Here is a 25695-nt window from a genome sequence, read left to right as displayed (position 1 = left end):
GCTGAGCTTTTCACTTGGAAAATTCAGCGGTATTACAATTATAAATATACGGTATATCCCAAGGTCAACAGGTGCTGCTTTGCCCGCTCCATGTCTCCTTCCTGTCTGAAAGACAGGCGCATCACCCCAGGTACATCCTCGCGACTCTCGATAATCTGCATATTGCTTAGATTGATCTGCCGTATGCCTAGCTCTGTGGCTATATGACCAATGACACCCGGGGTATCCGGAACATCTATGTACAGATCATACAAGGAGCTTATAGCCCCTTTTCGACGTTCCGGCAGTTCACTCCTGAAGCGGTTGGCTTTATCAAAAGCCTTCATTATTCCGGTGCCGTCGTCATTAAGAAGCATCTCCAGGAAATCATCCATATGATGCTTCCAGTCTTTGAGCAGCGTCAGAAGTACCTCTCTGTTGCTGAGCAGAATATCTCTCCAGATTACCGGATCACTTGAGGCAATTCTGGTGATATCCCGAAATCCTCCTGCGGCAAGCTGCCGATATAACGGATTATGCTCATTATAATCGCAGACTTGGTTCACCAATGCTACGGCAATAATATGAGGAAGATGACTGATAGCTCCAACAATCTCATCATGAAGCTCCGGTTCCACTCGAACGATATGCGCCTTGGTATACACCAGCAGCTCTTCCAGCTGCTTGTAGGCTTCTTCCGGTACATTTGGTGAAGGGGTAAGAACGTAATAGGCATTCTCGAACAGGAAAGCTGAAGCAGCAGCGACGCCGGATCTCTCGGATCCAGCCATTGGATGTCCTCCGATGAAATACACATCTGGAAGTGTAATGGCTTCAGCACATGCAGCTACCGAAGCTTTTGTACTTCCCACATCGGTAAGAATACATCCGGGCTTCAGCTTCATGCTGCTTAATCTATGTAAATAAGGCTCCAGCTGACTTACCGGTACACATAGGAAGATAAAATCAGCGTCTGCTGCAGCTTCTTCAATAGACATAGTTGCCTGGTCTACAACCCCTCTATCCCTAACCTGCTGCAGGGATTCACTTGTGTGGCAGTGTCCGACTACCGTAACCCCCGGTTTTCCTTTGAAGCTAAGCGCGAGAGAGCCTCCTATCAGCCCTACCCCAAAGATTGCAATTTTAATAGTCATGTGTTCCCCACTCAATTTGCTCTAATTTGTCTTCAAGTACACCCGCCTGGCTTCGAATAAAACAAAAGATACTGCGGAGATTATTCCGCAGTAACCGGCTCTTCCTGGAAGGCAAGCACCTTCTCAAGAGCAGCAATAAATTTAGTATTCTCATCTGGAGTACCGACACTTACACGGATATACTCCGGATATTTATCGAAGCCAGCACGAATGATAACGCCAATCTTTAAGAGAGACTGGAACACCTCGCGGCCGGATTTCTTCACATTGACCAATATAAAGTTGCCATGTGCCGGGAAGTACTCAAGGCCAAGCCGGTCAAATTCAGAAGTTAAGTATTCAACACCGCTGCGGTTCTTGGTACGGCAGGCATCAATAAATTCATGATCTGTTATAGCTGCTTTTGCTGCAGCCTGAGCCAATCTCGATGTATTAAAAGGTTCACGAACCTGATTAATCAGCTTAACGACACTTGGGTGTCCAACCCCATATCCGATTCTTAGGGAGGCAAGTCCATAGATCTTTGAGAATGTCCGAAGAATCATCAGATTCGGATACTTGCTTAACAGGCTTAGGCCATCAGGATAAGAAGAATCCGTTACGAACTCCGCATAGGCTTCATCCAGCACTACAAGTACACGTTCCGGTACTTTGTTGAGAAAATTAACAATTGCTGATTGTGAGACCAACGTCCCCGTTGGATTGTTCGGATTACAGATCCAGATAATCTTGGTACGATCATTTACGGCCTTCAGCATACTGTCCAAATCGTGTGTGCCATCAAGAAGCGGAACTTCGATACTTACGGCACCCTCGATATCCGCATTGCTTTTATATACCGAGAAGGTCTGATCCGCCATAATATTCTCTTCCCCGGGCAATAAGAACGCCCGGGTGATCAGAGCAATTACTTCATCGGAACCGCAGCCGAAAATAATCTGATCCCGGTTAACGCCAAGATGACCCGATAGAACCTCAGTAAGTTCAGCAGCACTGCCATCGGGATAGATGCTGATCTGACTTAACTCTTGTTGAATGGCTTCCTTAGCTTTAGGGGAAGCCCCATAGGGATTCTCGTTAGAAGCCAGCTTAATGACTTCGTCGAGGCCTAATTCCCTCTTCACTTCTTCGATCGGCTTGCCTGGTTGATATACAGGCAGATTCACTATCTGCGGTTTGGGCTGCATACGAATCCCTTCCTTTCCTGATTAACTAAAGTGTCGCGTCTATTATTAATTTCTATAACTAAGAAAATGCTAGACTTTCAATTGTGCCACAAATTCACGAATTTGCAACAGACCTTTCTCCCGACTTTCGGAATCTTTGAGAAGCGGAATCGTATCTTCGATAGTGCGGACGATCGCGCTTCCTACCACCACACCATCACAGATGGAAGAGAATCGCTCCACCTGCTCACGGTTGGAAATTCCGAACCCTACAGCAACAGGAAGATCTGTGCGAGACTTAACATCATTTATAAACTGCTCTATTCCTTCGTGGAAGGAGCTGCGTTCACCCGTTACCCCAAGCGATGAGACACAGTAAATGAACCCGCGTGCATTGCTTAATATGCGGGAAATCCGCTCATTCGAAGTAGGTGCCACAAGCGGCACCAAGCTAACTCCAGCAGCATCAGCCAAAGTGAGTACTGCCCCTGATTCTTCAATTGGAAGATCCGGTATGATCAGTCCGCTAATCTCATGTTCAGCCAGCTGCTGGAAGAAGGCCTCCAGCCCGATTTGCAGAACGGGATTAAAGTAAGTAAACAGCACAAACGGAATCTTTACTCCGCGCTGTCTAGCTTTAAGGGCAATATCGATACAAGTCCCGATTGTAACCGAACTGGTAAGAGCACGCTCGGAAGCACGCTGGATCACAGGTCCATCAGCAAGAGGATCCGAGTAAGGAACGCCAAGCTCCAGAACATCGGCACCCGCTGCTTCCATTTGAATAATTAATTCTACAGTAGTATCCAGATCGGGGTCACCAACGGTAAGAAAAGGAATAAGGGCGGTTTGACCCGCCGCTTTAAGTTCGGCAAATTTCTGATCCATTAAGTTCATGACGGATTACCTCCCAGGTAACTCATGATCGACTCCACATCTTTATCGCCTCTGCCGGATAGACAGATTACGACAATCTGATCAGAAGAAAGCTTCGGAGCTTCCTTGATGACCTGAGCTACTGCATGGGCTGATTCCAGTGCAGGAATAATACCTTCTGTCTGGCTAAGCAGCTGAAGTGCATCCAAAGCTTCTTGGTCGGTAATCGGAGCATACCGGGCACGCTCAATATCCTTGAGATATGAATGTTCAGGACCAATTCCCGGATAATCCAGTCCAGCAGAAATGGAGTGTGCAGGCAATACTTGGCCGAAGGCATCTTGAAGCAGGTAGCTTAGCGAGCCTTGGAAGACCCCTTTGGTGCCTTTGGACATGGTTGCAGCATGATACTCTGTCTCCACACCGTGTCCCGCTGCTTCGACACCAAGCAGCTTCACAGAAGTATCCTCTACGAAAGGATAGAACATCCCAATCGCATTACTTCCTCCGCCTACAGCAGCAACGATAAGATCGGGAAGTCTGCCTTCCGACTCCAGAATTTGACGCCGTGTCTCATCCCCGATAATCCGCTGAAAGTTACGCACCATCATAGGATACGGATGAGGACCCGTAGCTGACCCGAGAATATAAAAGGTATCTTGTACGTGGCTCACCCAGTAACGAAGAGCTTCATTACAAGCATCCTTAAGAGTTCGGGTTCCTGATAGAACCGGAACGACTTCGGCTCCAAGCAGCTTCATCCTAAATACATTGAGCTGCTGGCGCTTCATATCCTCTTCACCCATGAACACTTTACACTCAAGTCCAAGCAATGCAGCAACCGTTGCTGTAGCAACCCCGTGCTGTCCCGCTCCAGTCTCAGCAATAACCTTTCCCTTACCCATCCGTTTGGCCAAAATGCCCTGACCGATCGCATTGTTGATCTTGTGAGCCCCTGTATGATTGAGATCTTCCCGCTTAAGATAGATCTTGGCTCCGCCCAAATGCTTAGTCAAACGCTCAGCGTAGAACAGAGGAGTCTCCCGGCCGGAATATTGCTTCAATAAATAATCGATTTCTTCCTGGAATGCAGGCTCCTGCGAGTAACGCCGGTAAGCCTCTTCCAATTCAATTAAAGCGTTCATCAGCGTCTCGGGAACATAACGTCCTCCGAATTCGCCGAATCGCCCGTTCTCATCTGGTACCTGTGCCATTTAGCGTTTCACCCTCTCGACAAAAGCTTGAATTTTTACGATATCTTTAAGTCCATCGGTCTCAACGCCGCTGGACACATCTACTCCATCAGGCTGGAAATTCTCGATCAGTTCGCCAACATTTTGCGGGTTCAATCCACCCGCTATAATAAGAGGAATCCCTTCCTGCTGTGGCCATTTCCGATAGGGTTCAATCTGCTTCCAATCAAAGGTCTGACCCGATCCTCCACCATACTTAGGATCATAAGTATCCAGGAGCAGACCATCCAGAACTCCCTGGTATGCTTCAGGGCCAAGGCCATCAACATCCCCGTCCTGCTTAAAGGAAAAGACTTTGAAGACTTTCACGCCGAACCGCTGCTTCACCTCACGGCAAAATTCCGGTGATTCCTGTCCATGCAGCTGAATGATACTTAAGTTCGCTTTCTCTAGTACATCAGCCAGCTCTTCTATTGTAGGGTTAACGAACACGCCCACACTTTCCGGCTTCACGGGGCTATCCCATTCCTTAAGAATGGGGATCAACGCTGAAGCCTGATCAGCAGTGATCTGCCGCTTGCTCTTAGCAAACACAAATCCGATATATTCAACAGGCAAGTTTATCATCGATTTTAGCACTTCAACGTCCTGAAGTCCACATATTTTTACCGATGCCTCAGCCATGAACAGCCCCGCTTCCATTAGTCACAGGACCCATTAATTCATGGACAGCTTCCTCCACTAGAGGCTTACGCATGAAGGTCTCACCGACCAGAACCCCATGGGCTCCGCACGAGGAAAGGTAATGAATATCTTCAGGAGTAGAGATACCGCTCTCGCTGATGAGCGTAATTCCTGGCGGAACCAGATTAATTAGTTCTTCAGTCGTTCCCAAGCTAACTTCAAAGGTTCTCAAATTACGGTTGTTGATACCAATCAGCTTGGAAAGGCCAATATTTAACACCCGCTCTAGTTCTGTTCTATCATGAACTTCAACCAGTGCATCGAGTCCGATCGAATGCGCTGCTGCTTCGAACTGCTTCAACTGCTGATCTGTCAGAATAGCGGCAATCAACAGCACCGCATCTGCACCCATCAGTCTGGCTTCGTAGATTTGACGCTCATCAATAATGAAATCCTTGCGCAGGAGCGGAACTTGAACCGCTTGACGAATCGCTTTCAAATATTCGCCGCTTCCCTGGAAGTACTCTTTGTCCGTAAGCACCGAAATACAATCCGTGCCGGCCTCCGCGTAGCTCTTCGCAATCTGTACAGGATTAAAGTCAGGGCGGATTAGTCCCTTCGAAGGTGAAGCCTTCTTCACCTCTGCGATCAGTCCCATGGAACGCTTGCGGCCTTCCGATAGCGCCCGGTAGAAACCGAGCGTGGATGGCAGTTCTGCAATGGTGCGCTCTGCTGAAGATAGTGAGAAATTAGTGGCAAGTTCGGCCACTTCTTTATGTTTAGTTGCTACAATGCGATCAAGATACATAGCTGATTTCCCCTGTCGTTTGAATAAGCTGCTCAAGTTTGTTCTGTGCCTTGCCGGAATCGATAGCTTCCGATGCCATAAGGACCCCGTCCTGAATGGTCTCCGCAAGACCCGAGACATAGATACATGCTCCAGCATTAGCTAGAACAACGTCCCGATATGGGCCTTTCTCACCTTGAAGCACACGGCGGATAATATCCGCGTTCACCTGAGGATCTCCGCCGATCACATCGCCAAGCGGATACATCTGAAGTCCCAGATCATTCGGGTGCAGATCGAAGGTATGGATCATGCCATTTTTCAATTCAGATACACGGGTTGGTGCGGAAATACTAATCTCATCCAGGCCTTCGTGGCTTGTAACCACAAGCGCGCGTTTTGATCCAAGCTCTCTAAGGACCTCGGCAATAACCTCAGTCTTGCTTCCGTCGTAGATGCCTAGCACCTGACGATCAGCCGAAGCCGGATTAGTCAAAGGTCCCAGCATATTAAATACCGTTCTGACACCCAATTCTTTACGTGTTGCAGCGGCATGCTTCATGGAAGGATGGTAGATTTGTGCGAATAGAAAACAAATGCCGATATCATCCAGGCACTTCTCTGCCTGATCTGCCGTCAAATGTATATTAACGCCTAGTGCCTCGAGCACATCCGCGCTTCCTGCACGTCCAGAAGCCGAACGGTTGCCATGCTTCGCGACCCGGACGGATACAGAAGCTGCGACAATGGCCGAAGTAGTGGATATGTTAAACTTATGAATTCCGGAACCGCCGGTTCCGCAAGTATCCAGAAGCTGTCTCGATTCCGTATGGAGCCGGCTGCCAACCCCCCGCATGGCCTCTGCAAATCCTGTAATCTCTTCTACTGTCTCACCCTTCATCCGAAGTGCCGTTAGAAGTCCACCGATCTGTGAAGGCGTTGCTACCCCAGACATAATCACTTCCATTATACCCCGAGCTTCTTCCCGGCCCAAGTTCTGTCCAGCAATTACTCGTGAAATCCCTGTCTGCAGTGTCTCATATCCGCTCATCTATATCTCCTCCTCTGGGTCCTTATGGCGTGTATTCATAAAGATAATCTTGATTTATAACTCCGTCGCTGCTTGCCGTTACCGGGAACATGTGCTCAGCTGTCCGAATCGCCTTTAAAAGGGCCTTCGCTTTATTTACCGTCTCTTCGTATTCCTTCTCCGGAACGGAATCCCATACGATCCCAGCCCCTGCTTGAACGTATGCTTTCCCTTTCTTGAAGACAATGGTTCGAATGGTGATGCAGGAATCCATATTACCTGAGAAGCCGAGATATCCGATTGCACCAGCGTACGTTCCCCGTGCTTCCCGTTCAAATTCAGCTATAATTTCCATCGCTCTTAGCTTTGGCGCCCCTGAGACGGTGCCTGCTGGCAGACAGGATAAGAAAGCATCGAAGAAATCTTTATCTTTACGAAGCTCCCCCGATACACTAGAGACGATATGCATCACGTGGGAGTACTTCTCAATCTCCATGAAAGAATCACATTTCACAGTTCCGAACTCCGAGACGCGTCCAAGGTCATTTCGTCCAAGATCCACCAGCATTAAATGCTCGGCACGCTCCTTCTCGTCTTGCAGAAGCTCTTCAGCAAGTTCGCGGTCTTCACCCTCGTTCGCACCACGCGGCCGGGTTCCAGCAATAGGTCTGGTAGCCACCCGCCCATTCTCTACCTTCACCAGAGCCTCCGGAGAGGTTCCTACAATAATCTCGTCATCCATTTTGAGATAATACATATACGGTGATGGATTCAATGTACGAAGGACACGGTACACATGCAGCGGAGACACTTCTGTCTCAATGTGGAACCTCTGCGAGAGAACAACTTGAAAAATATCACCGGCCCGGATATACTCCTGTGCCTGTTTTACATTACCGATGTACTGCTCTTTCGTCATGTTGGAAGCAATTTCGCCAAGTTCCACATCTTCGGGGAAAGGACGCCGGTTGAAACTCTCGCTTGGCCCCTCCTGCTGAAGCACCTCGGCCATCTCATCCAGCTTGGTGAGAACTGTGTCATAAGCTGCCTTTATGTCCTCGTCCTTTGCTCCATCGGCGACATGGAGATTGGCTACCAATAGAATCCGCTGCTTCACATGGTCGAAGACAATGACCTGATCGCAGAACATGAACTGGATATCCTGCATCTGCAGATCATCTACCTCATGAGCAGGAAGCTTCTCATAATATTGGAGCAGGTCGTATCCGAAGAAGCCAATCGCCCCACCTGTAAATGGCGGCATATCTGGCAGCTCAGGGCTGCGGTAGCTGCGAAGAATAGCTTTTAATTCCTCAATTGGTTTGCCTGGCAGCGCTCTTTGTTCTCCAGCCTGCTCTACGATTACCTGGCCCTTCTTCGCGGAGATCATTAGGAAGGGATCTGTTCCGATAAAAGAGTACCGCGCCCATTGTAACCCGCCCTCTACACTTTCAAGTAAGAACGCCCGATCACGCTGTGCGAACCGCTGGAACAATCGGATTGGAGTCTCCATATCCGCCATCAGCGTCCGAACGACTGGAATCAGGTTATACTGTGAGGCCATTTGGGTTACTTCTTCAATACGCGGGGTTGTCATAGTCCTTCACTCCTTTATCATGAATAGATCAAATGTATAGAGCTTGATAAATAAAAAAGCCTCTACCGAAGTAGAGGCTAGCTTGAATGTACAGTGAAATAACCTATCGTCGTCCAAATCACTAGGATTAACCTGGCATACAAGAAAATACACCCGGGCCAATCAAGAATCGCTAGTCACTGCCTCTTCCATTACCAGGCATGTGCCGATTCATCTACCGAAGGACTTCGCTCAGCTCAACTCTGCTCATCTCAAACTCAACTCTACTCAGCTCTAATAACACGAATTACACTATACTTACTATACACCAGCCACCTTCGGGTTGGCAATACTTTCAGAATCAGATCCTGCTATGTTAATTCCCTGAAGCTGTTAGATCTGGACGAAGTGCCTTAGCTTCATTCAGATAGACATGCTTGATCTCGCGCTGGCTCTTATTTGTATTCACCTGAATCATCAGACGGATACAGAGCGGCAGGCTTCCTTTGACCGGAATTTCGATTGAGCACATAAGCGGAACCAGATCCCATCCATTCATCTGCCGAATGGCACGGGCAGGGAAAGTCGCGTCAAGATCCTGTGTCATGGTAATCCACACGCTGCAAATATCCTCAGGGATAATCTCATTGAGGGCCACAATTTCTTTTAACAGCACGACGGTCTCGCGTAGAATCTCATTCTCATCATTTTGGGTAACTGTCGTAGCTCCCCGTATACCACGGTTATACATCCGTTATGCCTCCTCTTTCAACTGCTCTATTACTCCACGAACCTCATCCAAGGTAATATCAGTAACGATATCCACTTTGCCTATAGCAACCGGAAGTACAAAGACGATCTTGTTATCCTTAAATTTCTTATCATGCAGCAGGGCATCAATAAGACTATCCGTATCCAAATGGCTTGGCAGTGATGTAGGCAATCCGAACTTGACGAATAGCTCCTTGGTCCGCGTGTAGATCGACTGATCTCTTCCACGCTTCACGGCCAGGAGAGCTGAACCGATCATGCCAATAGAAATGGCTTCTCCATGTAAAAACTCGCCATACCCACCAACAGCTTCGATCGCATGTCCAATGGTATGACCCAGGTTAAGGATCGCGCGGAGCCCATTCTCGCGCTCATCCTCAGAGACTACAGCTGCCTTGATCGCGCAGCCACGTTCCAGTCCATAAGCCAAATCGTCACGGTTCAGAGCCAATAGACTCTCTGCATGACTCAGGCACCAGGCTGCGAATGACTCATCCCAGATCAGACCATGCTTGATCATTTCCGAGTAACCCGCCTTTACTTCCCTGATCGGAAGTGTCTGCAGCGTATCCACATCATAGAGAACCAATTCGGGCTGATGGAAAGCGCCAATCATATTTTTGGCTAACGGGTGATTGACAGCAACCTTGCCGCCTACACTGCTGTCATGAGCCAGAATGGTAGTAGGAATCTGGACAAACCGGATTCCGCGCATATAGCTGGCAGCTACGAATCCGGCCAGGTCGCCCACTACGCCTCCGCCAAGAGCTAACACGGCAGAATTCCGGTCAAGCCCGCCTTCAATTGCTGAGGTCATTACATTTTCAAAGACGGATAACGATTTGGCCTTCTCCCCAGCGGTAACGACCGAGGTTACGACCCGGTACCCGCTTTGCTGAAGTATATGTAACACCTTCTCAAGATATAGAGGTGCAATATGATCGTCTGTAACAAGCAAAAGTGTATTCTTGGCTGAAATCCCGTGCTTTTGAAGATAGCTCCCCAAATCGTTCAGTAGACCGCTTCCGATGTAGATGGGGTAGGAACGCTCGCCCAATTCCACCATAAGCGTTCTCATTAGTAGTTCTCCAATTGCTCGTTGTAGCTGCGTACGTTTCTCTCGATTTCTTCGATAGAGTCACCACCGAATTTCTCCAGGAAGGCTTTCGCTACTTCCCAAGCAACTACACTCTCAAGAACAACACTTGCGGCAGGAACAGCACACGCGTCGGAACGTTCTACTTGAGCTGTAAAAGGTTCCTTCGTATCGATATCCACACTTTGCAAAGGCTTATACAGCGTAGGAATCGGCTTCATTACGCCGCGAACTACAAGAGGCATCCCGTTCGTCATTCCGCCCTCAAATCCGCCGAGACGGTTGGTTGCACGGTAATACCCCCGTTCCTCGCTGTACAGAATTTCATCATGGACTTTCGATCCAGGAATCGTACCCGCTTCGAATCCAATTCCAATTTCGACACCTTTGAAAGCATTGATCGACATTACGGCTTGAGCAATGCGCCCGTCGAGCTTGCGGTCGTACTGAACATGGCTACCGAGGCCGATAGGTACGCCTTCGACAATACATTCCACAATCCCGCCGATGGAGTCCCCATCCTGCTTGATCTGATCAATGTAGGCTTCCATCTTCTTCTCCGTATCGGCGTCTACAACCCGTACCGAGGATTGCTCTGTGGCTTCACGCAATTCATCCAGTGACAAATTATGAGGTGGAGCCTCGATCTCACCAATCCGAATCACCTGCCCGGCAATCTTAATGCCGAAATGTTCCAGTAATTGACGAGCCATTGCTCCGCAGGCCACCCGAATCGCAGTCTCCCGCGCGCTGGAGCGCTCAAGCACATTTCTAAGGTCTTTCAGGTTATATTTCAATCCGCCATTCAAATCTGCATGTCCCGGTCTTGGGCGGTGTACACGGCGCTTCTCTTCATCCGATCCTTCAATAGGTTCAATATTCATGATATTCTGCCAATGCTTCCAGTCATTGTTCTCTACAATAAGAGCAACGGGAGCACCCGTGGTGTAACCGTGTCTAACCCCGCCGGCAATCTTTGCCGTATCTTTCTCGATCTGCATGCGGCGGCCGCGGCCGTAACCCTTCTGGCGACGTAAAAGCTGGAAATTGAGTGCCTCGAAGTCAATCTCCAAATTGCTCGGTAATCCCTCTATAATCGCAGTGAGCTGGGGACCGTGCGTCTCCCCTGCCGTTAAATAACGTAAACTCATGATGCGTTCCCCCTTTAAACTGTTAAACTGTAATTGGCTAAAATCCGAGAATTCTTTGCTCATTATAGTATAGGTTCTGCGCTTTTGACAAGGAAAGCCAAGGGAGGAGTTCCAAAACAAAAAACGCACCGACTTCCCGGGATGGGAGTCAGTGCGTCAGGAAGTTTCGAATTCTGGCTAATCTAGCCGACCGTTTCTCTGCCGAGAAGGGCGGCGTCTGCTTGATTACTCTCTTCTTCTTCGCTCTTGCTGCCGAGCAGACTTTCTACCTGTCTTCGCTCCACACCAAGGATTTGCGCACACTCCTGAAGGGTCAGGAATCCGCGCTGGTACGCATGAATTACTTTTCTTTTGTCCATTTCCTTGCCTCCGATTGGATTCTCATATAACCAGTATCGGAGATTAGGCGCATGAATATACTAGTGATTCCTTTACATTTTCCGGTAAAAGAAAGTATCTGCTGCTTCCAGTCCATATCTGCCCGGCGAGAAAATCTGTTCCGTACTTCCTACGAATAGAATTCCGCCTGGACGTAAGGCCTTCGCGAACTTTGTATATAAGACACTCTTCGCTTCTTCGGTGAAGTAAATCATGACGTTACGGCATACGATAAGATCGAAATCTTCTTCGAAACGATCGAGCAGCAGGTTCTGCTTCTTGAACGTTACCGCTTTCTTCAGCTTGTCATCTACCCGGTACATGGCACTGCCTTCAGGCTTGAAATATCGGCGGTTCACTTCCTCCGGAACATCCTTCAAAGATCTCTCCAGATACAAACCTTCATTAGCTTTCGCAAGGGCACCTTCATCGATATCGGACGCTAGTAGATAGCTGCTTTGGAGCAGGCCCAGATCCGAGAGAATCATAGCAATCGTGTATGGCTCTTCCCCTGTAGAACAGGCCGCACTCCATACTTTCAGACGCGGCTTGCTCTTAGTCAGTTCAGGCAGGATCTTGTCCCTGAGAACCTCCCAGCGGTTCGGATTTCGCCAAAACTCAGAGACATTAATCGTCATCTTATCGAGAAATTCGTAGAAGAGCTTCTTATCCTCCATCATGGCACCAAAGAAAGAACTGAACGTTGAATGGCCATTCTTCGTTCTTAGGGTGGTCAACCTGCGTTTCATCTGAGCTTCCTTGTACTGGGACAGGTCAATGCCGGTGTGCTGCTTCACGCTTTGAATAAAACCAACATAGTCGGGATCTGGTGTTGTTCCCTCTTGTTCCGTCAGGTCAACTTGAGCAGGGTTGCGACTTAGATCCACGAGTCCGTACTCTTCTTATAGTTAAGTATTTCGTGCGGTTCAAAGAAATTAGCAATTTCACGTTCAGCACTCTCGACTGAATCGGAACCGTGAATGAGATTGGACGGCGTATGGGCGGCATAATCCCCACGGATCGTTCCCGGTTGTGCTTCCGTAACATTGGTCTTGCCAATGACGATGCGTGACAAGGTGACGATCTCATCGCCTTCCCAGACCATTGCGAACACAGGTGCCGAAGTAATAAAGCTCACCAGATTGTCAAAAAAAGGCTTTCCTTCGTGTTCCGCATAATGTCTCTTGGCTTGCTCTTGTGTGATTTGGACAGGCTTGGCCGCAACCAGCTTAAACCCTTTGTCTTCCAGACGGCTAATAATCCGGCCGATCAAGCCGCGCTGTACGCCATCCGGTTTAACCATTAAAAAAGTACGTTCCATCGGTAACCCTCCCGTTGTGTCGCCGCTTTCTCTCGTATTTAGGCGAATCTAGCGGACTCACTCCATATATTAGCAGAATAATGCCAGGGTGATAAGTGCTTAGTAGGCTCTTCTATTGACGAAATATGCAATGTCCTGCAAATGCTTCTTCGCTTTGTTCTCTTTGAGCCGTTGAAGCGAGGACAACGCCTTCTCAATATACCGGTCAGCCAATAATTCGGCACGGGAAATTCCCTGGCTGTCTAGGATCATCCGAATGGCCCGCGAGGTATCTGCAGAGCCGTCCCCGGCATGAATGGCGGCAATTTCACGCAAAAGCGGTTCACGCAGTCTCTCTTCCTGAAGAGCGAACAATACGGGAAGCGTGATGTTCCCCTGCCTCATATCGCTGCCAGGCGGCTTGCCGAGCTGCTTCTCGGTTCCTTTCAAATCCAGCAGATCATCCCGGATCTGAAAAGCCATTCCCACGTTATAGCCATATCTGTACAACATTCTGCTTACTTCTATCGGTGCATCAGCGGCAATAGCTCCAAGCTGACAGCTGACAGCGATCAAGAGAGCTGTCTTCCGGCGAATCCGAAGCAGATAATTGCGGACCGATTGACCGGTATTGAAGAAATCACGAATTTGCTCCATTTCACCAATGGACATTTGGACCAGAGCTTTAGATAAAATCCGGTGGATTTCCGGGTTACCCAGTTTAGTTACGAGGGAGAGCGCTTTGGCATAAATATAATCGCCGGTGTACATGGCGATCTTGTTATCCCATTTTGATTTTACAGTAGGCTTGCCGCGGCGGGTGTGGGCATCATCAATGACATCATCGTGCACCAGGGATGCCGAATGAATTAATTCAAGAGGAACTGCAATATGCTGAAGGCGATCGAGATTGTAGTTGCCAAATTTGCCTCCAAGCAGCACGAATACAGGACGCAGTCTCTTCCCCCCTGCCTGAAGCAGATGAAGCGAGGTCTCTTTCAGCAGTTCCTGATCCACGTCAATGCTCCGGTACAGCTGCTGCTCCACCGCATCCATATCTTTCTTTAGTGTCCCGAAAATATCCAATAGTTTCATTCTTTCACCCGTGTCAGCTTATTGTCACTCCATATATTTAAAGGTACTTCGGTCTTTAACAGACCCATTTCATAAGCATATTTGAAATACAGCGCAAGTCCGGCCTGCTGCTCATCCTGGAAATCATAACACAGATTGCTGAAATAGTGGCGCCAGTAGTGCGGAGTACCCCCAATTTGATCTACTGATCGATTAATTAAGGGGCGCAAATCTCCAAGACTTTGCTGCTTGCTTAAGGCAAAAGCATCGATAATCTCGCTAAGAAGCTCTGCGTTATGCTCGGCAAAGGTCCGCTGAACTGTCCACACAGCGAAAGTCATACCGTAACCCGTCCATCTTTTCCAGACTTCCCCTAAATCAGTAACCCTATAACCATGATCTACCCAGGAAGCGCGTATCGCGTGATCCCCAATAAGAAGGGCCGCATCACTTTCCTGCATCATCGCCTCAAGATCCGGTTCGCTATTCCAATATGTAGGCTTGCCGCCGTATGCTTTCTCAATAATGATCTTAAGCAGATTTATAGAGGTGGCCGACGTATTTGTCAAAGCAATCTTTCCGTTAATTACCCGATCAAGAGGTTCTCTGGAGAATAACAAAATCGAATTGACCGCATTTCTGGCACTTACAGACAAATCGGGCAGCAGTACAAACTGCTCGTGACCGAGTCCGTAGGCAAATGATGAAATCGGAGACAAATCCAGAGTTCCTTCCAGCATTCGCCGGTTAAGTAAAGCAGGCACCTCTGTCACCATATTCACCTTTCTCGATAAGTGCTCCGGATGTAAATGATGAAAGACCGGCCATACATTGGTGTAGTCAATCTGTCCGATGAGGATTCTGTTCTCCCTGTTGTCCATCTGTATCCCCCCATCTCGTAAACAAGCGATGATCTATATTAAGACTGTCTAGTACTTTACCCACGAGGAAGTTAATCAAATCATCCATACTCTTCGGACCGAAATAAAAGGCCGGCATTGCCGGAATCATCCGCACTCCGAGCCTAGCCAAAGTAAGCATATTCTCCAGGTGAATGGCATGCAGAGGTGTCTCTCTCGGCACAAGTACAAGGGTACGCGATTCCTTCATCATTACGTCTGCAGCCCGGGTCATTAGATTCTCTGACGATCCATGGGCAATCGAGGACAGTGTGCCCATAGAGCAAGGCATAATGATCATGCCATCAACTCGAAATGATCCGCTCGCTATGGACGCGCCAATGTCGGCCACCGGATGGTACTGATACGACCCAGCGTATGAGCCGAACTTCTCTGCAAGAAGAATTTCCCGGTTGGTAGTGTTCCATCCGAGCTCCTCTTTAATAACTCTCCAGCCGGCATTCGAGACGACAATATGAACAGTTACTCCGAATTTAAGAAGCACCTCGATCAGTCTGACACCATACACAGACCCGCTAGCCCCGGTAATCCCTACAACATAAGCCCTGGAAGAATAGAGCTCCACGGCTTTAGAATCGATGTGAACGTTCATCATTGGTTCACCAGCAGATCAATAAGTGTGAAAGAGAATACAACAATGCTCAGAACCCCATTCATCAGGAAGAATGCAGTCTGAAGCCGACTTAAATCTTTCGGTGAGACGATGGTATGCTCGTAGAATAGAATTAAATAAGCAATTACCATTCCGGTAATGTACCACCAGCCCAAGTGCGTCATAAGTAATAGCGCTACGAAGCCGAGTGCGGTGATGATATGGAAAGCTCTGGCTATCTTGAGTGAATTAGCCACGCCGAAGCGTGCCGGAATCGAGAACAGCCCTTCCTTTCGGTCGAACTCGATATCTTGGCAAGAGTAGATAATATCAAATCCCGCCACCCAGAATGTAATGGTCACAAAAAATACCAAAGCGGGTCCATCAATAGTCCCTGTTACGGCTACCCAGCCTCCGAGCGGCGCTAAGGCGATTGTCATCCCTAGCACAACATGACAGAGCCAGGTGAACCGTTTGGTATAGGAATATAGGACCAGCATAAAAACAGCAATAGGAAGCAGCTTGACGGATAGCGGATTAAGCTGTGATGCAGCCCAGAATAACAAGATAAATGAGACTGCGATAAAGACAACGACTTCGCTGATCCGAAGCAGCCCAGCAGGAATGGCGCGGCCTGCCGTGCGCGGATTCTTCTTGTCACTTACTCTGTCAATCAAGCGGTTAAGTCCCATGGCGGCACTTCTTGCTCCAAACATCGCAAGCAGCACCCAGCCAATCTGCGCCCAGCTGGGCAGGTGACCATTTACAGCAACAGAGCCCAGTAGAGCTCCCATAAACGCAAAAGGAAGTGCAAATACGGTATGTTCAAATTTAATCATTTGAAGAAAAATAGCAGTTTTCTTAAACATCTGGCGTCTCCTTGATTCCGATATGTAATGCAGCGATTCCGCCTGTCAGAGGAAAGGCTTCCACCTGAGTCAGTCCGATGTCACGGAATATTTGAGCCAGTTCATGCCGTCCCGGGAATTGGACGAGCGAGTCCGGCAGCCATTTATACTGCTCGTAACGTTTAGCGAACATTTTGCCTAAAAGCGGCAGAACTCTGTTGAAATAGAAATAATATATACCTTTAAACGGCTGCCAGGTAGGCTTGGACAATTCAAGACAGACGACCATGCCGCCGGGCTTCACAACCCGCTTCATCTCGCGAAGCACCTGATGCAGGTCTGGAACGTTCCTCAGACCAAATCCGATGGTCGCATAGTCAAACTGGCCGGTCTCAAAAGGCAGATCCATTGCGTTGCCCTGATACAGCTGAACCTTTCCATCAAGTCCGCGGGCATGAACCTTGCCCCTTCCCACCTGAAGCATGTTCTCGCTAAAATCAAGACCCTTGATCTGCCCGCCGCTTTCCTGCGCCATGCTTATCGTCCAGTCACATGTACCGCAGCAGAGATCAACGGCTGTGTCTCCGGGCGACATGGCCATTTTTTTCATAGTAAATTTGCGCCACGCCTTATGTCTGCGAAAGCTTAGGATGTCATTCATAAGATCGTATTTCGGAGCAATGCTCTCGAAGACGGAGTGCACAAATTGTTCCTTTTGATTAGGAGATTGTGATTCCATTGATTTCTTTCACTTTCCCTTCCTTATAAAACAGGCTTCGATATTCTTAGGGCCCTGATAAAAGGCTCAATCAGTTCACCCAGCTCTTCACGAAGGCTCTCACCCTGCAAATCCGAGATTAACCGCTGGATCCGTTCCAGTGACTGCTCGAGCTCGGCTGTCATTAAGTCTTGAGCTGACGAATCGCTCACTTCTTCATCGAAACTAAACGCTCCCGCATGATTCAATTGAACCACCGCGTTCTCGCAGCGGCTGACTTCATGCAGCAGCTTCAGCCATGAATGCTGATAATTCTGATCCAGCAGTGAACTTAAGGGCAGATAAAGCTCCATGTTAAGTTCAACCTGGCTTTGGAAGAGGGCCTCTGCAGTCAGACTGCGCTGCATTAGCTTTGTATACAAATTCACTTTCTTGCGGTTAACTTCACATACTGACGAACTAAGCTCGGAGATAAGTTCTGTCCTTCCGGCGCTTGCGAGCAGTTCATAGAACAAGCTGCTGAAGTAGTCTCCGGCAAGCACATTTAACTGGCGGGAGCGCATCCCACTCTCCTCCTTGCGTACCGGTTCGGCATCTATAAGGTCATGAGTATCCATTCCCAGCTGAACAAGATATACGGCTAAGGCTATGTTCTCAGCATCTGCGTCGGTAAAGCTGTCTTGATGATTTAAGAAGGTGTAAAGCAAACGAACACGGGCATTCGCAAAAGGCGGCAGCTCCGTGTGAGTCGTTATCATGTCGTAATCGACGTATTTTTTTGCTAATTCTGGTATGCGATAGGTTCTCATCCTTGTCCTCCGGGCCGCTCATACTGACGATGTCTATTTACATGTCACAATCCAATATATTATAGCATATGTTGTTTCGGCACGCACGGAGTTAAGCTGAAGCATGGGGAATCGCCCTAATCACTACTCAAATCGATTCTTCCATAGGCTTGTAACCGTGAACCGGAAATATTGCTTTAGCTCATCTGGTAGCGGATGATCCCCTAAGTTCTCCAAGTCATCCAGTGCCGAAGGCGGCCACTCCCCCCGGCGGACATCCGAACCCAGCAGCAGATGCTTTGTTCCTACCCACTTGTCTTCAGCAACGAGCCGGATCAAAAGCTGGGAGACATTACTCGTCCGCTCAAATGAAAACCGGATCAGCTCAGCCATATTCAGATATAGAACTGAAGGCTGATAGCTCTCATCCCCAATCTTCAAATCTACTGACAGGATAGATTGGTCCAGCTTCACCTTGGACAAGCGTACCGATAAAGGAAGCCGTGAAAGTTCATCCACGAGATTATTTTCCGTAAGGTCGATCACTTGCTTATCTGCAAAAACGCTGTAAGCTGGCTTACCGCTCCAGGTGCTTCCGCGGGCTGTTAACACGGCCATCATAAATGCTAAGGTCAAAGATATTAGGCATGCAGCGATAATTGGCTTCCATCTTCTCATGGTATCCTCCCTTTCAGTTCATGTGCCTGCCTTGATGGCAAGTACAATCAGGGTCCATACCTCATTTTATACAGTCTTGACGCCCACAAGAACGTCTTTATACATTTGCTGAAGCTTAAATCTTGTCTATGAAAAAAAGCAGGCTGCGCCTGCGGTCTATTCTTCCGTATCAATTACACCGTGTTTGGTCATGACAATCGCTTTGCCGCGAACTTTGACAGCCGAGGTATGATCCGTGAACTGGGCAATCAGAACCTCGCCCTTATCCAGCTTCTCCGTATGATGGAACCGGGTATCTCTTCCTCGGGTAAGTCCAATCACTTGAACCCCTTGCTCTTTGGCTTTCACTACAAAGTAGTCCCCATTGTTCACATTTTGTTCATCCACTATTTTGAACCTCCCACTTCGAATTGCCTTGCCCTCGTCAAAAGAAAAGGCCGTGAACAAAAGCTCACGGTCTTTGGTAACGGAAGAAATATGTAGAAATCTTATTTGATTCCGTCTTTGAGCGCTTTACCCGGTTTAAACGCTGGGATTTTGCTCGCAGGGATTTCGATTTCCTCTCCGGTTTGTGGATTGCGTCCTTTACGTGCGGAACGTTCACGAACTTCGAAGTTACCGAAGCCTACCAGTTGCACTTTATCTCCGTTTTGGAGTGCTTCTGAAATCGCTTCAAATACCGCGTCAACGGCTTTAGTAACATCCTTTTTGGACAGTTCCGTAGATTCAGACACCTGTGCGATCAAGTCAGATTTATTCATCCTGTTTCACCTCCCCGAAAAGGAATAACTTCTGCTCTGCTATCCTTTGTTTCCGTTTTGACCGAAAATATACGTTAATCTTCGGAAGAACAAACTTATAGTAATACACCTAAAGCAGAATTTCAAGGCATTTAAGGGTTTTCGCTGGATTCAAGCGCTTTTTCATGTAAAAAAACCGACCAAGTTGGACCTTGGCCGGTCATAATTCTCATGGTTACAAAATAATGGCAATTAAACCGCCGGAGCCTTCGTTGATGATTCTCCCCAGCGTTTCCTGTAATTTGTAGCGGGCGTTATCCGGCATCAAGGCTATTTTGCCTTGTATTCCTTCTCTTACAATGGAGTGCAGGGATCTTCCGAAAATGTCCGATTCCCAGATTTTGATCGGATCGCTCTCGAAGTCCTGCACCAAATAGCGCACAAGCTCTTCACTCTGCTTCTCGGTACCGATAATCGGTGAGAACTCGGATTCTACATCCACACGGATCATATGAATGGATGGAGCTGTTGCCTTGAGCCTCACTCCAAATCTGGAGCCTTGGCGGATCAGCTCAGGCTCATCCAGGGCCATTTCAGCGAGCGAAGGAGCAGCAATACCGTACCCCGTGGTCTTGACCATCTCCAGCGCTTCTGCAAAGCGGTCGTATTCCTTTTTAGCATGGGTGAATTCCTGCATAAGCTGAAGCAAATGATCTTTACCGCGGATTTCTACACCTACCACGTCTGTCAGGATTTGATCGTACAACTCATCCGGGGCGAAGAGATCAATCTCGGCTACCCCTTGACCCATATTCAGGCCGCTAAGGCCGGCACGGTCAATGAAGTCATACTCAAGAAAGTTGGCAACGACCCGGTCTACATCCCTTAGACGACGGATATCCTTGACTGTATCGCGAACGGAATTCTCATAATTGCTGCGCAGCCAGTGGTTCTCATTCAGAACCATAACCCAGCTTGGCAGATTGACATTAACCTCATGCACAGGGAACTCGTACAGCACTTCACGAAGAACACCGGTTACATCCTCTTCCGTCATATTTGCTGCACTCAGGGTGAGAACAGGAATGTCATACTTTGCAGCAAGTTCGGCCCTAAGCTGAAGAGCCTCTTCACTGCGCGGCCGGGTGGAGTTAATGATCAGCACGAACGGCTTGCCGACTTCCTTCAGCTCGGCGATGACCCGTTCCTCGGACTCTACATAGGAATAGCGAGGAATATCCGCAATAGTTCCGTCCGTAGTAACCACCACACCTAACGTGGAGTGCTCTTGAATTACTTTACGAGTGCCGATTTCTGCTGCTTCCTGGAAAGGAATTGGCTCTTCGAACCAAGGAGTAGAGATCATACGGGGACCATTTTCATCCTCATATCCTTTTGCTCCTTCCACAGCATAGCCTACACAATCAACCAACCTTACATTAACTTCCAAGCCTTCGTCGACTTTAATTTGAACTGCGTTATTCGGAACGAATTTGGGTTCCGTGGTCATAATAGTCTTCCCCGCTGCGCTTTGCGGAAGCTCATCAATTGCACGCACGCGGTCAGCTTCATTCGTGATGTTAGGCAGGACTACCGTTTCTACAAACCTCTTAATAAAGGTTGATTTACCTGTGCGAACAGCTCCAACGACACCCAGGTAAATGTCACCTCCGGTACGCTCGGCTATGTCCTTGAAAATATCTACTTTTTCCAGTGCCAATGAAATCCCCTCCTCAAATTTCGCCGAAGGAAAAATGCCTTTTGAGAGCATCCGCTTCGTTATTCACTGAGTCATTCAAAATTGCAACGGCAGAGCACTGTTGTTGCCCCTACCTGTGTCCGCCGCCAGAAGCCTGTTTGGAGAGATAGGAACGAAGCGGCGTGAACTCGTACATGCTTTAGGACTAGTACCATCATATGTACCAGATGCGTAAATATGACAGATATAAAGAATGCCTAACCATTATTTATGTTCCGGTACAAAGGGTTAGACCACGATCACCGGAAAATCCGCCATGCTGTATATGTATGTGAATCTATAAATTTTATTCCGTCAATATAGGAGATTTTACATAAAAAAAAGACCCTTACGGGTCCTTATTGACTCACAGCAACCGGCTGTTTATTCTGCCAGTGATAGGGCAAGGATTTGACAGGTACAAAATACGAGTGCTCCAGAAGCAGGGTTCTTAGATCTGTGTTGGCATCCGGTGTAACTCCGGACTTCTCTACGGCCTGCATAATATCGAGCGCATAATCTACGTACACCTGCCCGCTTGGGTCAAGTATATAAGCTGATTCCTGCCCAGAGTAAAAACTGGTCCAGGCGAGCGACTCGCTGTTAATCGCCTTTAAATCAACAGAATATATGCCCGGGTACAGTTCCTGCCCTACCGGGAGCTTACCTTGATGACTGCTCTTGTACTTATCTACCGCGCGCTGTATATCGTTGACTTTCTGTACCGTGGTCAGTTCCATAACTTTCACAACAGGCTTTGTCTCTTCATCAAGGATAAGGAAATAAGCCGAGCCCCCTTGTTCAAAAGCCGTGGCAGGGATCTCATCGATATATCCCGCTTTGTTCAGCTTATCCAGGTCGATTCTGAATTTCTCGTACCGGGGAGTCGACTCATCCGCATTCAGAATAGGCAGGATACCCTGGTCTTTCTGAAATTGGTCTACAGCAAGCTGCAGACGGTTCACGCTCTCGCGGTATGACACCTGATTAGCAGAACGGCTCTCCCTTGGGTACATGCACCCGCCCAATATGCCCAGAAGGAATGTGCTCATGAGCATCACAGCGCCACACCGGTAGATCAACTGCACAGTTCTATTGTTCAAGCTTACTCATCCTTATCTGCTAATATGAATGTTGCCCACTTACCATAATTCATCGTCCGCCTGCTGCTTCTCCAGCTGCCTGCGTATGGCCGCTTTAAGCGGATCCTCAGGCAGTTCAATTACTACCGGACCTGTAACTTTGGCCTGACAAGCCAGCCTAGTTCCCTGATCAATCATAGAACCAAGCTTACGCCGCTCGGCATCAGTAGGAGCCGAAAGTCCGGCTTCCCCCTGCGGACCGGGCACGTTAACCTTGCACATTAAGCATCCGGCATTCCCGCCGCAGCGGGTAGCTATGTGAATCCGCGCCTGACGAGCGGCAGAGAGGACAGAAGTGCCGCGGCGTGCCTTAACAACTTTGCCTGAAGGCTCAAACCTGATTTCACAATCCATCAAGAATACCCCTTTCGCCCAGCTGGCTTGCAATGAGCTCCAGATGCTTCCTCGACCATGTATTGCGCTTGATCAGAACCCGAAGCAGGGGAAGATGTTCTTCCGAGTGAAGAACAATTGCCTTACCGATCGGAACGTAACGATCTGGCCTGTCACGCAGCACATTGAACAAAAATTCATGACTTAACGGCATTAATCTAAGCCACTCGTTATCCAGCCGAACAGAAGGGGCTTGTCCATAGAGCAGCTCTCCCACCTCAACCTTATAATGGCTTCCCCCGGTCTTCACCTCAAATCCGCCCACCAATTCAAGCACATACGGGCCCATTTGGTAATGGCTTAAGAGAGAGACATACATACCACTTTCATCCAAAACCTGCTTATCTGTGGAACGGGTCCCCAGAATTTCGTGAAGGCCTCGGGCGCCTGTTAGGTCCGCATACACGTCAATGTCCCGGGGTGCCTGTTCCAGTGCAATACCCTGCAGCCAGAGTCCGCAGCTTCCTCCCACTAGCCAGCTCTCCCGGCTGTTCCCCCACTCCCTGGCTAACTGACGAAGGGCATCAATCAACTCCGGAATGCGGGCATATTTAAGTCCCTCCATCACTCTACCTCTTTCTAGTGAACTTCCTGCTTGCCCTCTATGTGATGGACACAACTCCTACCAAAAAACCTGCAACCATAATAATAAAAGCAATTAGAGAAAGTAAACCTCTAATCAGGCCTGTCGTCTTGGCCCGTGCAAATGTAATCAGGAATACGGATAGTCCCATAACAAGAATGGCCGCAATCGAAAGCCACATTTTGGTCATTGCATCCATGCGTGTTCGTTCCCCCAGTGTCTTTATTATGATCAACATTATAGCATTGTCCCCAAAAAAGGGCTACGGCGCACTAAAAAGACCCTGCCGGCTGCTAGCCAGGGCACGGGTCTTCTCTCAAACCTATTGAGGAGTGCGGCTGTATTATTTTTTGAGCATTAACTTCATAAGGGCTTCCATATTGCTAGGGTTCATCCCACTCTTCTTAACAGCTCCAACAATTTCAGAAATTGTCGCCTCAGATACGGGTACATTTGCCATAGCAGATACCTGCTTAATCAGTTGCCGCAGCTGCGTCTCACTCTGAAGTGTAGAAGGCTTAACCGTACTCGCCAGTTTCTTCACCGCATTTTCCGTAATCGGCTTTCCCGTCTTCTTGTTAATAGCATTCAGAGCTTCTTTAGAAATGTTTTTGTTCAAGTTCTCCCCTCCTCCGGCAGTCGTCACACTTAATGTATGACTACAGCACAGAAAAGGTGTGGGCCTCTATTTAGGTATGCCACTGTTCCCAGGTTTCCTGGGACATGACTTCCATTTCTGTCTTGCGATCCCGGCCCATCAAAGCTTCAACAGCTGTCTTTGCCGGCATATCTTCAAACAAAACATGATAGAGCTGAGTTGCAATCGGCATTTGCACGCCATATTTCTCAGACATCGTGTGGGCAGCCTTCGTTGTTCGTATCCCTTCGACTACCATTCCCATGGAATTCAGCACCTCCGGCAGCGGCTTGCCCTGACCAAGGAGCGACCCCGCACGCCAGTTACGGCTGTGCTGACTTGTTGCAGTAACTACTAAGTCTCCAATGCCTGCAAGTCCTGAGAAGGTGAGCGGATTAGCCCCCATCTCAACACCGATTCGTGTAATTTCTGCAAGACCCCGAGTTAGAAGTGCCGCTTTCGCATTATCCCCAAAGCCAAGACCATCCGACATCCCTGCTCCGAGAGCAATAATGTTCTTCAAAGCTCCGGCAAGCTCTACTCCAACCATGTCCCTGTTGGTATAGACCCGGAAGAAGCTGTTCATGAACAAATCCTGAGCACGCTTAGCCTGTTCCTCTTCCAATGAAGCTACTACAACGGTGGTTGGACAGCGTTTGACGACTTCTTCGGCATGGCTTGGGCCCGATAGGACAACTATATGTCCTTCCTGGCATCCAAGCTCTTCGGATATTACGGTAGAAATCCGCTTCAGCGTCTCTGTCTCAAACCCTTTGGTAGCATGAACGACCAGCATATCCTCTGTCCAATACTGCTTTAACTGCCGGGATACCTCACGTACCGCAGAAGACGGCGCTACCATAATTACCGCTTGAGCCCCGCTCACGGCTTCTTTCATATCTGTTGTAGCTTGTATATTGGCCGAAAGAGTAATACCAGGCAAAAACCGCTCATTCTTATGCTCCTGGTTAATTTCATCCATTTGCTTCTCATTCCGTGTCCAAAGTGATACCTGAATCCCTTTATCGGCTAGAACGCTAGCCAAAGCTGTTCCCCAGCTTCCTGCAACCAGTACAGCAGCTTTTCTAAACAACTCTGCTCCCCCCTTTGGCTCCCAGTTTGTTCTCCTTACCCTGCGCAATTTTCACAATGTTCGTGCGGTGTCTCCAGAAAGCAAAGACACAAATAATTAGGCTGGTCCAGAAATAAGGTCCGACAGGTCCCATAAACAGCAGCAAAATAGGCGTCAGACCGACAAACAGCAAAGAACCAAGTGAAACATAGCGGGTAATAACAATGGTAACGATGGCAATCAAACCGGCAATTAGCGAAGGAAGGAAAGCTAAGGACGCCATGACACCGATGGTCGTAGCAATCCCTTTTCCTCCGCGAAATCTGAAATAAATCGGCCAGTTGTGGCCAATAATGGCGGCAATTCCGCAGATGGCAGGCACCCAATCGGAACCGTCACCCAGCCAGCGTCCAAGCCAGATTGCAGCGATCCCCTTGAGCACATCCAGAACAAGCACCAGGATTGCCGGGCCCTTGCCAAGTACCCGAAGGGTATTGGTTGCACCGGCATTCCCGCTGCCATGCTGGCGGATATCAATGCCTTTCAAAGTTCTGGCCAGCACCACACTGAAGCTGACTGAACCTAACAAATAGCTAATAATTACTGCAATAATAGATGTTAAGCTCACACT

Annotated in this window: 31 protein-coding genes; all 31 read right to left on the bottom strand. The window is 48.5% G+C overall.

Features of this window, described 5'->3' with window-relative positions; all coding sequences use genetic code 11:
* Positions 1 to 38: 38 nt before the first annotated feature.
* The 31 genes from ACEN86_RS09175 to plsY all read right to left on the bottom strand — a co-directional run bounded on the left by ACEN86_RS09175 (position 39) and on the right by plsY (position 25692).
* Positions 39 to 1133: a prephenate dehydrogenase gene (locus ACEN86_RS09175; RefSeq protein WP_495633975.1), complete on the bottom strand. Its 1095-nt coding sequence runs from the start codon at positions 1131 to 1133 to the stop codon at positions 39 to 41.
* Between the two features lie 80 nt (positions 1134 to 1213).
* Entirely contained in the window at positions 1214 to 2320 is a 1107-nt protein-coding gene (gene hisC, locus ACEN86_RS09170; RefSeq protein WP_495633974.1) for a histidinol-phosphate transaminase, read from the bottom strand.
* A gap of 69 nt (positions 2321 to 2389) precedes the next feature.
* Complete coding sequence (trpA, locus tag ACEN86_RS09165; protein WP_495633973.1) at positions 2390 to 3196, bottom strand: tryptophan synthase subunit alpha; 807 nt, start codon at positions 3194 to 3196, stop codon at positions 2390 to 2392.
* Positions 3193 to 4389 (bottom strand): tryptophan synthase subunit beta, encoded by a 1197-nt coding sequence (trpB, locus tag ACEN86_RS09160; RefSeq protein ID WP_495633972.1) that lies wholly within the window; start codon positions 4387 to 4389, stop codon positions 3193 to 3195. Before trpB ends, trpA begins: the two co-directional genes overlap by 4 nt.
* Positions 4390 to 5052 carry a phosphoribosylanthranilate isomerase gene (locus tag ACEN86_RS09155; protein WP_495633971.1) on the bottom strand — a complete coding sequence of 221 codons (663 nt, stop codon included), beginning with the start codon at positions 5050 to 5052 and terminating at the stop codon, positions 4390 to 4392.
* A complete protein-coding gene (gene trpC, locus ACEN86_RS09150; protein WP_495633970.1) occupies positions 5045 to 5860 on the bottom strand; it encodes an indole-3-glycerol phosphate synthase TrpC in 816 nt (271 codons plus the stop codon). Before trpC ends, ACEN86_RS09155 begins: the two co-directional genes overlap by 8 nt.
* Entirely contained in the window at positions 5850 to 6890 is a 1041-nt protein-coding gene (gene trpD / locus ACEN86_RS09145; protein ID WP_495633969.1) for an anthranilate phosphoribosyltransferase, read from the bottom strand. The genes trpC and trpD overlap by 11 nt, the downstream gene beginning before the upstream one ends.
* Before the next feature lie 22 nt (positions 6891 to 6912).
* On the bottom strand, positions 6913 to 8466 hold the full coding sequence (trpE, locus tag ACEN86_RS09140; protein WP_495633968.1) for an anthranilate synthase component I: 1554 nt from the start codon (positions 8464 to 8466) through the stop codon (positions 6913 to 6915).
* A 355-nt stretch (positions 8467 to 8821) separates the two neighbouring features.
* Entirely contained in the window at positions 8822 to 9196 is a 375-nt protein-coding gene (aroH, locus tag ACEN86_RS09135) for a chorismate mutase (RefSeq protein ID WP_495633967.1), read from the bottom strand.
* A 3-nt stretch (positions 9197 to 9199) separates the two neighbouring features.
* Entirely contained in the window at positions 9200 to 10294 is a 1095-nt protein-coding gene (gene aroB / locus ACEN86_RS09130; protein WP_495633966.1) for a 3-dehydroquinate synthase, read from the bottom strand.
* Positions 10294 to 11463 (bottom strand): chorismate synthase, encoded by a 1170-nt coding sequence (gene aroC / locus ACEN86_RS09125; RefSeq protein WP_495633965.1) that lies wholly within the window; start codon positions 11461 to 11463, stop codon positions 10294 to 10296. Before aroC ends, aroB begins: the two co-directional genes overlap by 1 nt.
* 182 nt (positions 11464 to 11645) lie before the next feature.
* Positions 11646 to 11822: a hypothetical protein gene (locus ACEN86_RS09120; protein WP_495633964.1), complete on the bottom strand. Its 177-nt coding sequence runs from the start codon at positions 11820 to 11822 to the stop codon at positions 11646 to 11648.
* A gap of 72 nt (positions 11823 to 11894) precedes the next feature.
* Positions 11895 to 12728, bottom strand: a complete 834-nt coding sequence (locus ACEN86_RS09115) for a CheR family methyltransferase (RefSeq protein WP_495633963.1) — start codon at positions 12726 to 12728, stop codon at positions 11895 to 11897.
* Positions 12719 to 13162 (bottom strand): nucleoside-diphosphate kinase, encoded by a 444-nt coding sequence (gene ndk / locus ACEN86_RS09110; RefSeq protein ID WP_495633962.1) that lies wholly within the window; start codon positions 13160 to 13162, stop codon positions 12719 to 12721. The genes ACEN86_RS09115 and ndk overlap by 10 nt, the downstream gene beginning before the upstream one ends.
* A 99-nt stretch (positions 13163 to 13261) precedes the next feature.
* Positions 13262 to 14236, bottom strand: coding sequence for a polyprenyl synthetase family protein (locus ACEN86_RS09105; protein ID WP_495633961.1), 975 nt, complete (start codon positions 14234 to 14236; stop codon positions 13262 to 13264).
* Positions 14233 to 15096 carry a menaquinone biosynthesis protein gene (locus ACEN86_RS09100; protein ID WP_495633960.1) on the bottom strand — a complete coding sequence of 288 codons (864 nt, stop codon included), beginning with the start codon at positions 15094 to 15096 and terminating at the stop codon, positions 14233 to 14235. The genes ACEN86_RS09105 and ACEN86_RS09100 overlap by 4 nt, the downstream gene beginning before the upstream one ends.
* Entirely contained in the window at positions 15056 to 15730 is a 675-nt protein-coding gene (locus tag ACEN86_RS09095) for a UbiX family flavin prenyltransferase (RefSeq protein ID WP_495633959.1), read from the bottom strand. Before ACEN86_RS09095 ends, ACEN86_RS09100 begins: the two co-directional genes overlap by 41 nt.
* The gene (locus ACEN86_RS09090) at positions 15727 to 16596 is read right to left on the bottom strand and encodes a UbiA-like polyprenyltransferase (protein ID WP_495633958.1); all 870 of its coding nucleotides are present in this window, start codon (positions 16594 to 16596) and stop codon (positions 15727 to 15729) included. The genes ACEN86_RS09095 and ACEN86_RS09090 overlap by 4 nt, the downstream gene beginning before the upstream one ends.
* Positions 16589 to 17314, bottom strand: coding sequence for a demethylmenaquinone methyltransferase (locus ACEN86_RS09085; RefSeq protein WP_495633957.1), 726 nt, complete (start codon positions 17312 to 17314; stop codon positions 16589 to 16591). Before ACEN86_RS09085 ends, ACEN86_RS09090 begins: the two co-directional genes overlap by 8 nt.
* Before the next feature lie 23 nt (positions 17315 to 17337).
* Positions 17338 to 18102, bottom strand: coding sequence for a heptaprenyl diphosphate synthase component 1 (locus ACEN86_RS09080; RefSeq protein WP_495633956.1), 765 nt, complete (start codon positions 18100 to 18102; stop codon positions 17338 to 17340).
* A 123-nt stretch (positions 18103 to 18225) separates the two neighbouring features.
* Positions 18226 to 18759, bottom strand: coding sequence for a hypothetical protein (locus ACEN86_RS09075; protein WP_495633955.1), 534 nt, complete (start codon positions 18757 to 18759; stop codon positions 18226 to 18228).
* Between the two features lie 156 nt (positions 18760 to 18915).
* Positions 18916 to 19146, bottom strand: a complete 231-nt coding sequence (mtrB, locus tag ACEN86_RS09070) for a trp RNA-binding attenuation protein MtrB (protein WP_127197787.1) — start codon at positions 19144 to 19146, stop codon at positions 18916 to 18918.
* Between the two features lie 101 nt (positions 19147 to 19247).
* Positions 19248 to 19520, bottom strand: a complete 273-nt coding sequence (locus tag ACEN86_RS09065; RefSeq protein ID WP_068617082.1) for an HU family DNA-binding protein — start codon at positions 19518 to 19520, stop codon at positions 19248 to 19250.
* A 214-nt stretch (positions 19521 to 19734) separates the two neighbouring features.
* Complete coding sequence (gene spoIVA / locus ACEN86_RS09060; RefSeq protein WP_495634259.1) at positions 19735 to 21213, bottom strand: stage IV sporulation protein A; 1479 nt, start codon at positions 21211 to 21213, stop codon at positions 19735 to 19737.
* Between the two features lie 383 nt (positions 21214 to 21596).
* Positions 21597 to 22340, bottom strand: a complete 744-nt coding sequence (locus tag ACEN86_RS09055; RefSeq protein ID WP_495633954.1) for a YphF family lipoprotein — start codon at positions 22338 to 22340, stop codon at positions 21597 to 21599.
* 39 nt (positions 22341 to 22379) lie between these two features.
* A complete protein-coding gene (locus ACEN86_RS09050) occupies positions 22380 to 22733 on the bottom strand; it encodes a 2Fe-2S iron-sulfur cluster-binding protein (protein ID WP_495633953.1) in 354 nt (117 codons plus the stop codon).
* Positions 22723 to 23337, bottom strand: a complete 615-nt coding sequence (locus ACEN86_RS09045) for a nucleotidyltransferase family protein (RefSeq protein WP_495633952.1) — start codon at positions 23335 to 23337, stop codon at positions 22723 to 22725. The genes ACEN86_RS09050 and ACEN86_RS09045 overlap by 11 nt, the downstream gene beginning before the upstream one ends.
* A gap of 37 nt (positions 23338 to 23374) precedes the next feature.
* Positions 23375 to 23593: a DUF2768 family protein gene (locus ACEN86_RS09040; protein ID WP_495633951.1), complete on the bottom strand. Its 219-nt coding sequence runs from the start codon at positions 23591 to 23593 to the stop codon at positions 23375 to 23377.
* A 105-nt stretch (positions 23594 to 23698) separates the two neighbouring features.
* On the bottom strand, positions 23699 to 23974 hold the full coding sequence (locus tag ACEN86_RS09035) for a stage VI sporulation protein F (protein ID WP_433946421.1): 276 nt from the start codon (positions 23972 to 23974) through the stop codon (positions 23699 to 23701).
* Positions 23975 to 24044: 70 nt separating this feature from the next.
* Entirely contained in the window at positions 24045 to 25085 is a 1041-nt protein-coding gene (locus ACEN86_RS09030; RefSeq protein WP_495633950.1) for an NAD(P)H-dependent glycerol-3-phosphate dehydrogenase, read from the bottom strand.
* Positions 25078 to 25692 (bottom strand): glycerol-3-phosphate 1-O-acyltransferase PlsY, encoded by a 615-nt coding sequence (gene plsY, locus ACEN86_RS09025; RefSeq protein WP_495633949.1) that lies wholly within the window; start codon positions 25690 to 25692, stop codon positions 25078 to 25080. The genes ACEN86_RS09030 and plsY overlap by 8 nt, the downstream gene beginning before the upstream one ends.
* Positions 25693 to 25695: the final 3 nt, after the last annotated feature.

This window comes from Paenibacillus sp. Paensp111, assembly GCF_059492195.1.
This window is presented reverse-complemented; position numbering and strand designations above follow the sequence as displayed.

What these genes read in the sequence shown, in the direction of transcription:
- ACEN86_RS09085 (WP_495633957.1), bottom strand. Translation starts at nt 17,314, where the DNA reads ATGGAATCACAATCTCCTAATCAAAAGGAACAATTTGTGCACTCCGTC.
- trpA (WP_495633973.1), bottom strand. Translation starts at nt 3,196, where the DNA reads ATGAACTTAATGGATCAGAAATTTGCCGAACTTAAAGCGGCGGGTCAA.
- hisC (WP_495633974.1), bottom strand. Translation starts at nt 2,320, where the DNA reads ATGCAGCCCAAACCGCAGATAGTGAATCTGCCTGTATATCAACCAGGC.
- ACEN86_RS09080 (WP_495633956.1), bottom strand. Translation starts at nt 18,102, where the DNA reads ATGAGAACCTATCGCATACCAGAATTAGCAAAAAAATACGTCGATTAC.
- aroB (WP_495633966.1), bottom strand. Translation starts at nt 10,294, where the DNA reads ATGAGAACGCTTATGGTGGAATTGGGCGAGCGTTCCTACCCCATCTAC.
- ACEN86_RS09100 (WP_495633960.1), bottom strand. Translation starts at nt 15,096, where the DNA reads ATGGACAACAGGGAGAACAGAATCCTCATCGGACAGATTGACTACACC.
- ACEN86_RS09045 (WP_495633952.1), bottom strand. Translation starts at nt 23,337, where the DNA reads ATGGAGGGACTTAAATATGCCCGCATTCCGGAGTTGATTGATGCCCTT.
- trpB (WP_495633972.1), bottom strand. Translation starts at nt 4,389, where the DNA reads ATGGCACAGGTACCAGATGAGAACGGGCGATTCGGCGAATTCGGAGGA.
- trpD (WP_495633969.1), bottom strand. Translation starts at nt 6,890, where the DNA reads ATGAGCGGATATGAGACACTGCAGACAGGGATTTCACGAGTAATTGCT.
- aroC (WP_495633965.1), bottom strand. Translation starts at nt 11,463, where the DNA reads ATGAGTTTACGTTATTTAACGGCAGGGGAGACGCACGGTCCCCAGCTC.
- ACEN86_RS09105 (WP_495633961.1), bottom strand. Translation starts at nt 14,236, where the DNA reads ATGAAACTATTGGATATTTTCGGGACACTAAAGAAAGATATGGATGCG.
- ACEN86_RS09090 (WP_495633958.1), bottom strand. Translation starts at nt 16,596, where the DNA reads ATGTTTAAGAAAACTGCTATTTTTCTTCAAATGATTAAATTTGAACAT.
- ndk (WP_495633962.1), bottom strand. Translation starts at nt 13,162, where the DNA reads ATGGAACGTACTTTTTTAATGGTTAAACCGGATGGCGTACAGCGCGGC.
- ACEN86_RS09065 (WP_068617082.1), bottom strand. Translation starts at nt 19,520, where the DNA reads ATGAATAAATCTGACTTGATCGCACAGGTGTCTGAATCTACGGAACTG.
- ACEN86_RS09175 (WP_495633975.1), bottom strand. Translation starts at nt 1,133, where the DNA reads ATGACTATTAAAATTGCAATCTTTGGGGTAGGGCTGATAGGAGGCTCT.
- ACEN86_RS09050 (WP_495633953.1), bottom strand. Translation starts at nt 22,733, where the DNA reads ATGGATTGTGAAATCAGGTTTGAGCCTTCAGGCAAAGTTGTTAAGGCA.
- ACEN86_RS09155 (WP_495633971.1), bottom strand. Translation starts at nt 5,052, where the DNA reads ATGGCTGAGGCATCGGTAAAAATATGTGGACTTCAGGACGTTGAAGTG.
- ACEN86_RS09095 (WP_495633959.1), bottom strand. Translation starts at nt 15,730, where the DNA reads ATGATGAACGTTCACATCGATTCTAAAGCCGTGGAGCTCTATTCTTCC.
- ACEN86_RS09075 (WP_495633955.1), bottom strand. Translation starts at nt 18,759, where the DNA reads ATGAGAAGATGGAAGCCAATTATCGCTGCATGCCTAATATCTTTGACC.
- ACEN86_RS09120 (WP_495633964.1), bottom strand. Translation starts at nt 11,822, where the DNA reads ATGGACAAAAGAAAAGTAATTCATGCGTACCAGCGCGGATTCCTGACC.
- trpC (WP_495633970.1), bottom strand. Translation starts at nt 5,860, where the DNA reads ATGTATCTTGATCGCATTGTAGCAACTAAACATAAAGAAGTGGCCGAA.
- aroH (WP_495633967.1), bottom strand. Translation starts at nt 9,196, where the DNA reads ATGTATAACCGTGGTATACGGGGAGCTACGACAGTTACCCAAAATGAT.
- trpE (WP_495633968.1), bottom strand. Translation starts at nt 8,466, where the DNA reads ATGACAACCCCGCGTATTGAAGAAGTAACCCAAATGGCCTCACAGTAT.
- ACEN86_RS09040 (WP_495633951.1), bottom strand. Translation starts at nt 23,593, where the DNA reads ATGTTGATCATAATAAAGACACTGGGGGAACGAACACGCATGGATGCA.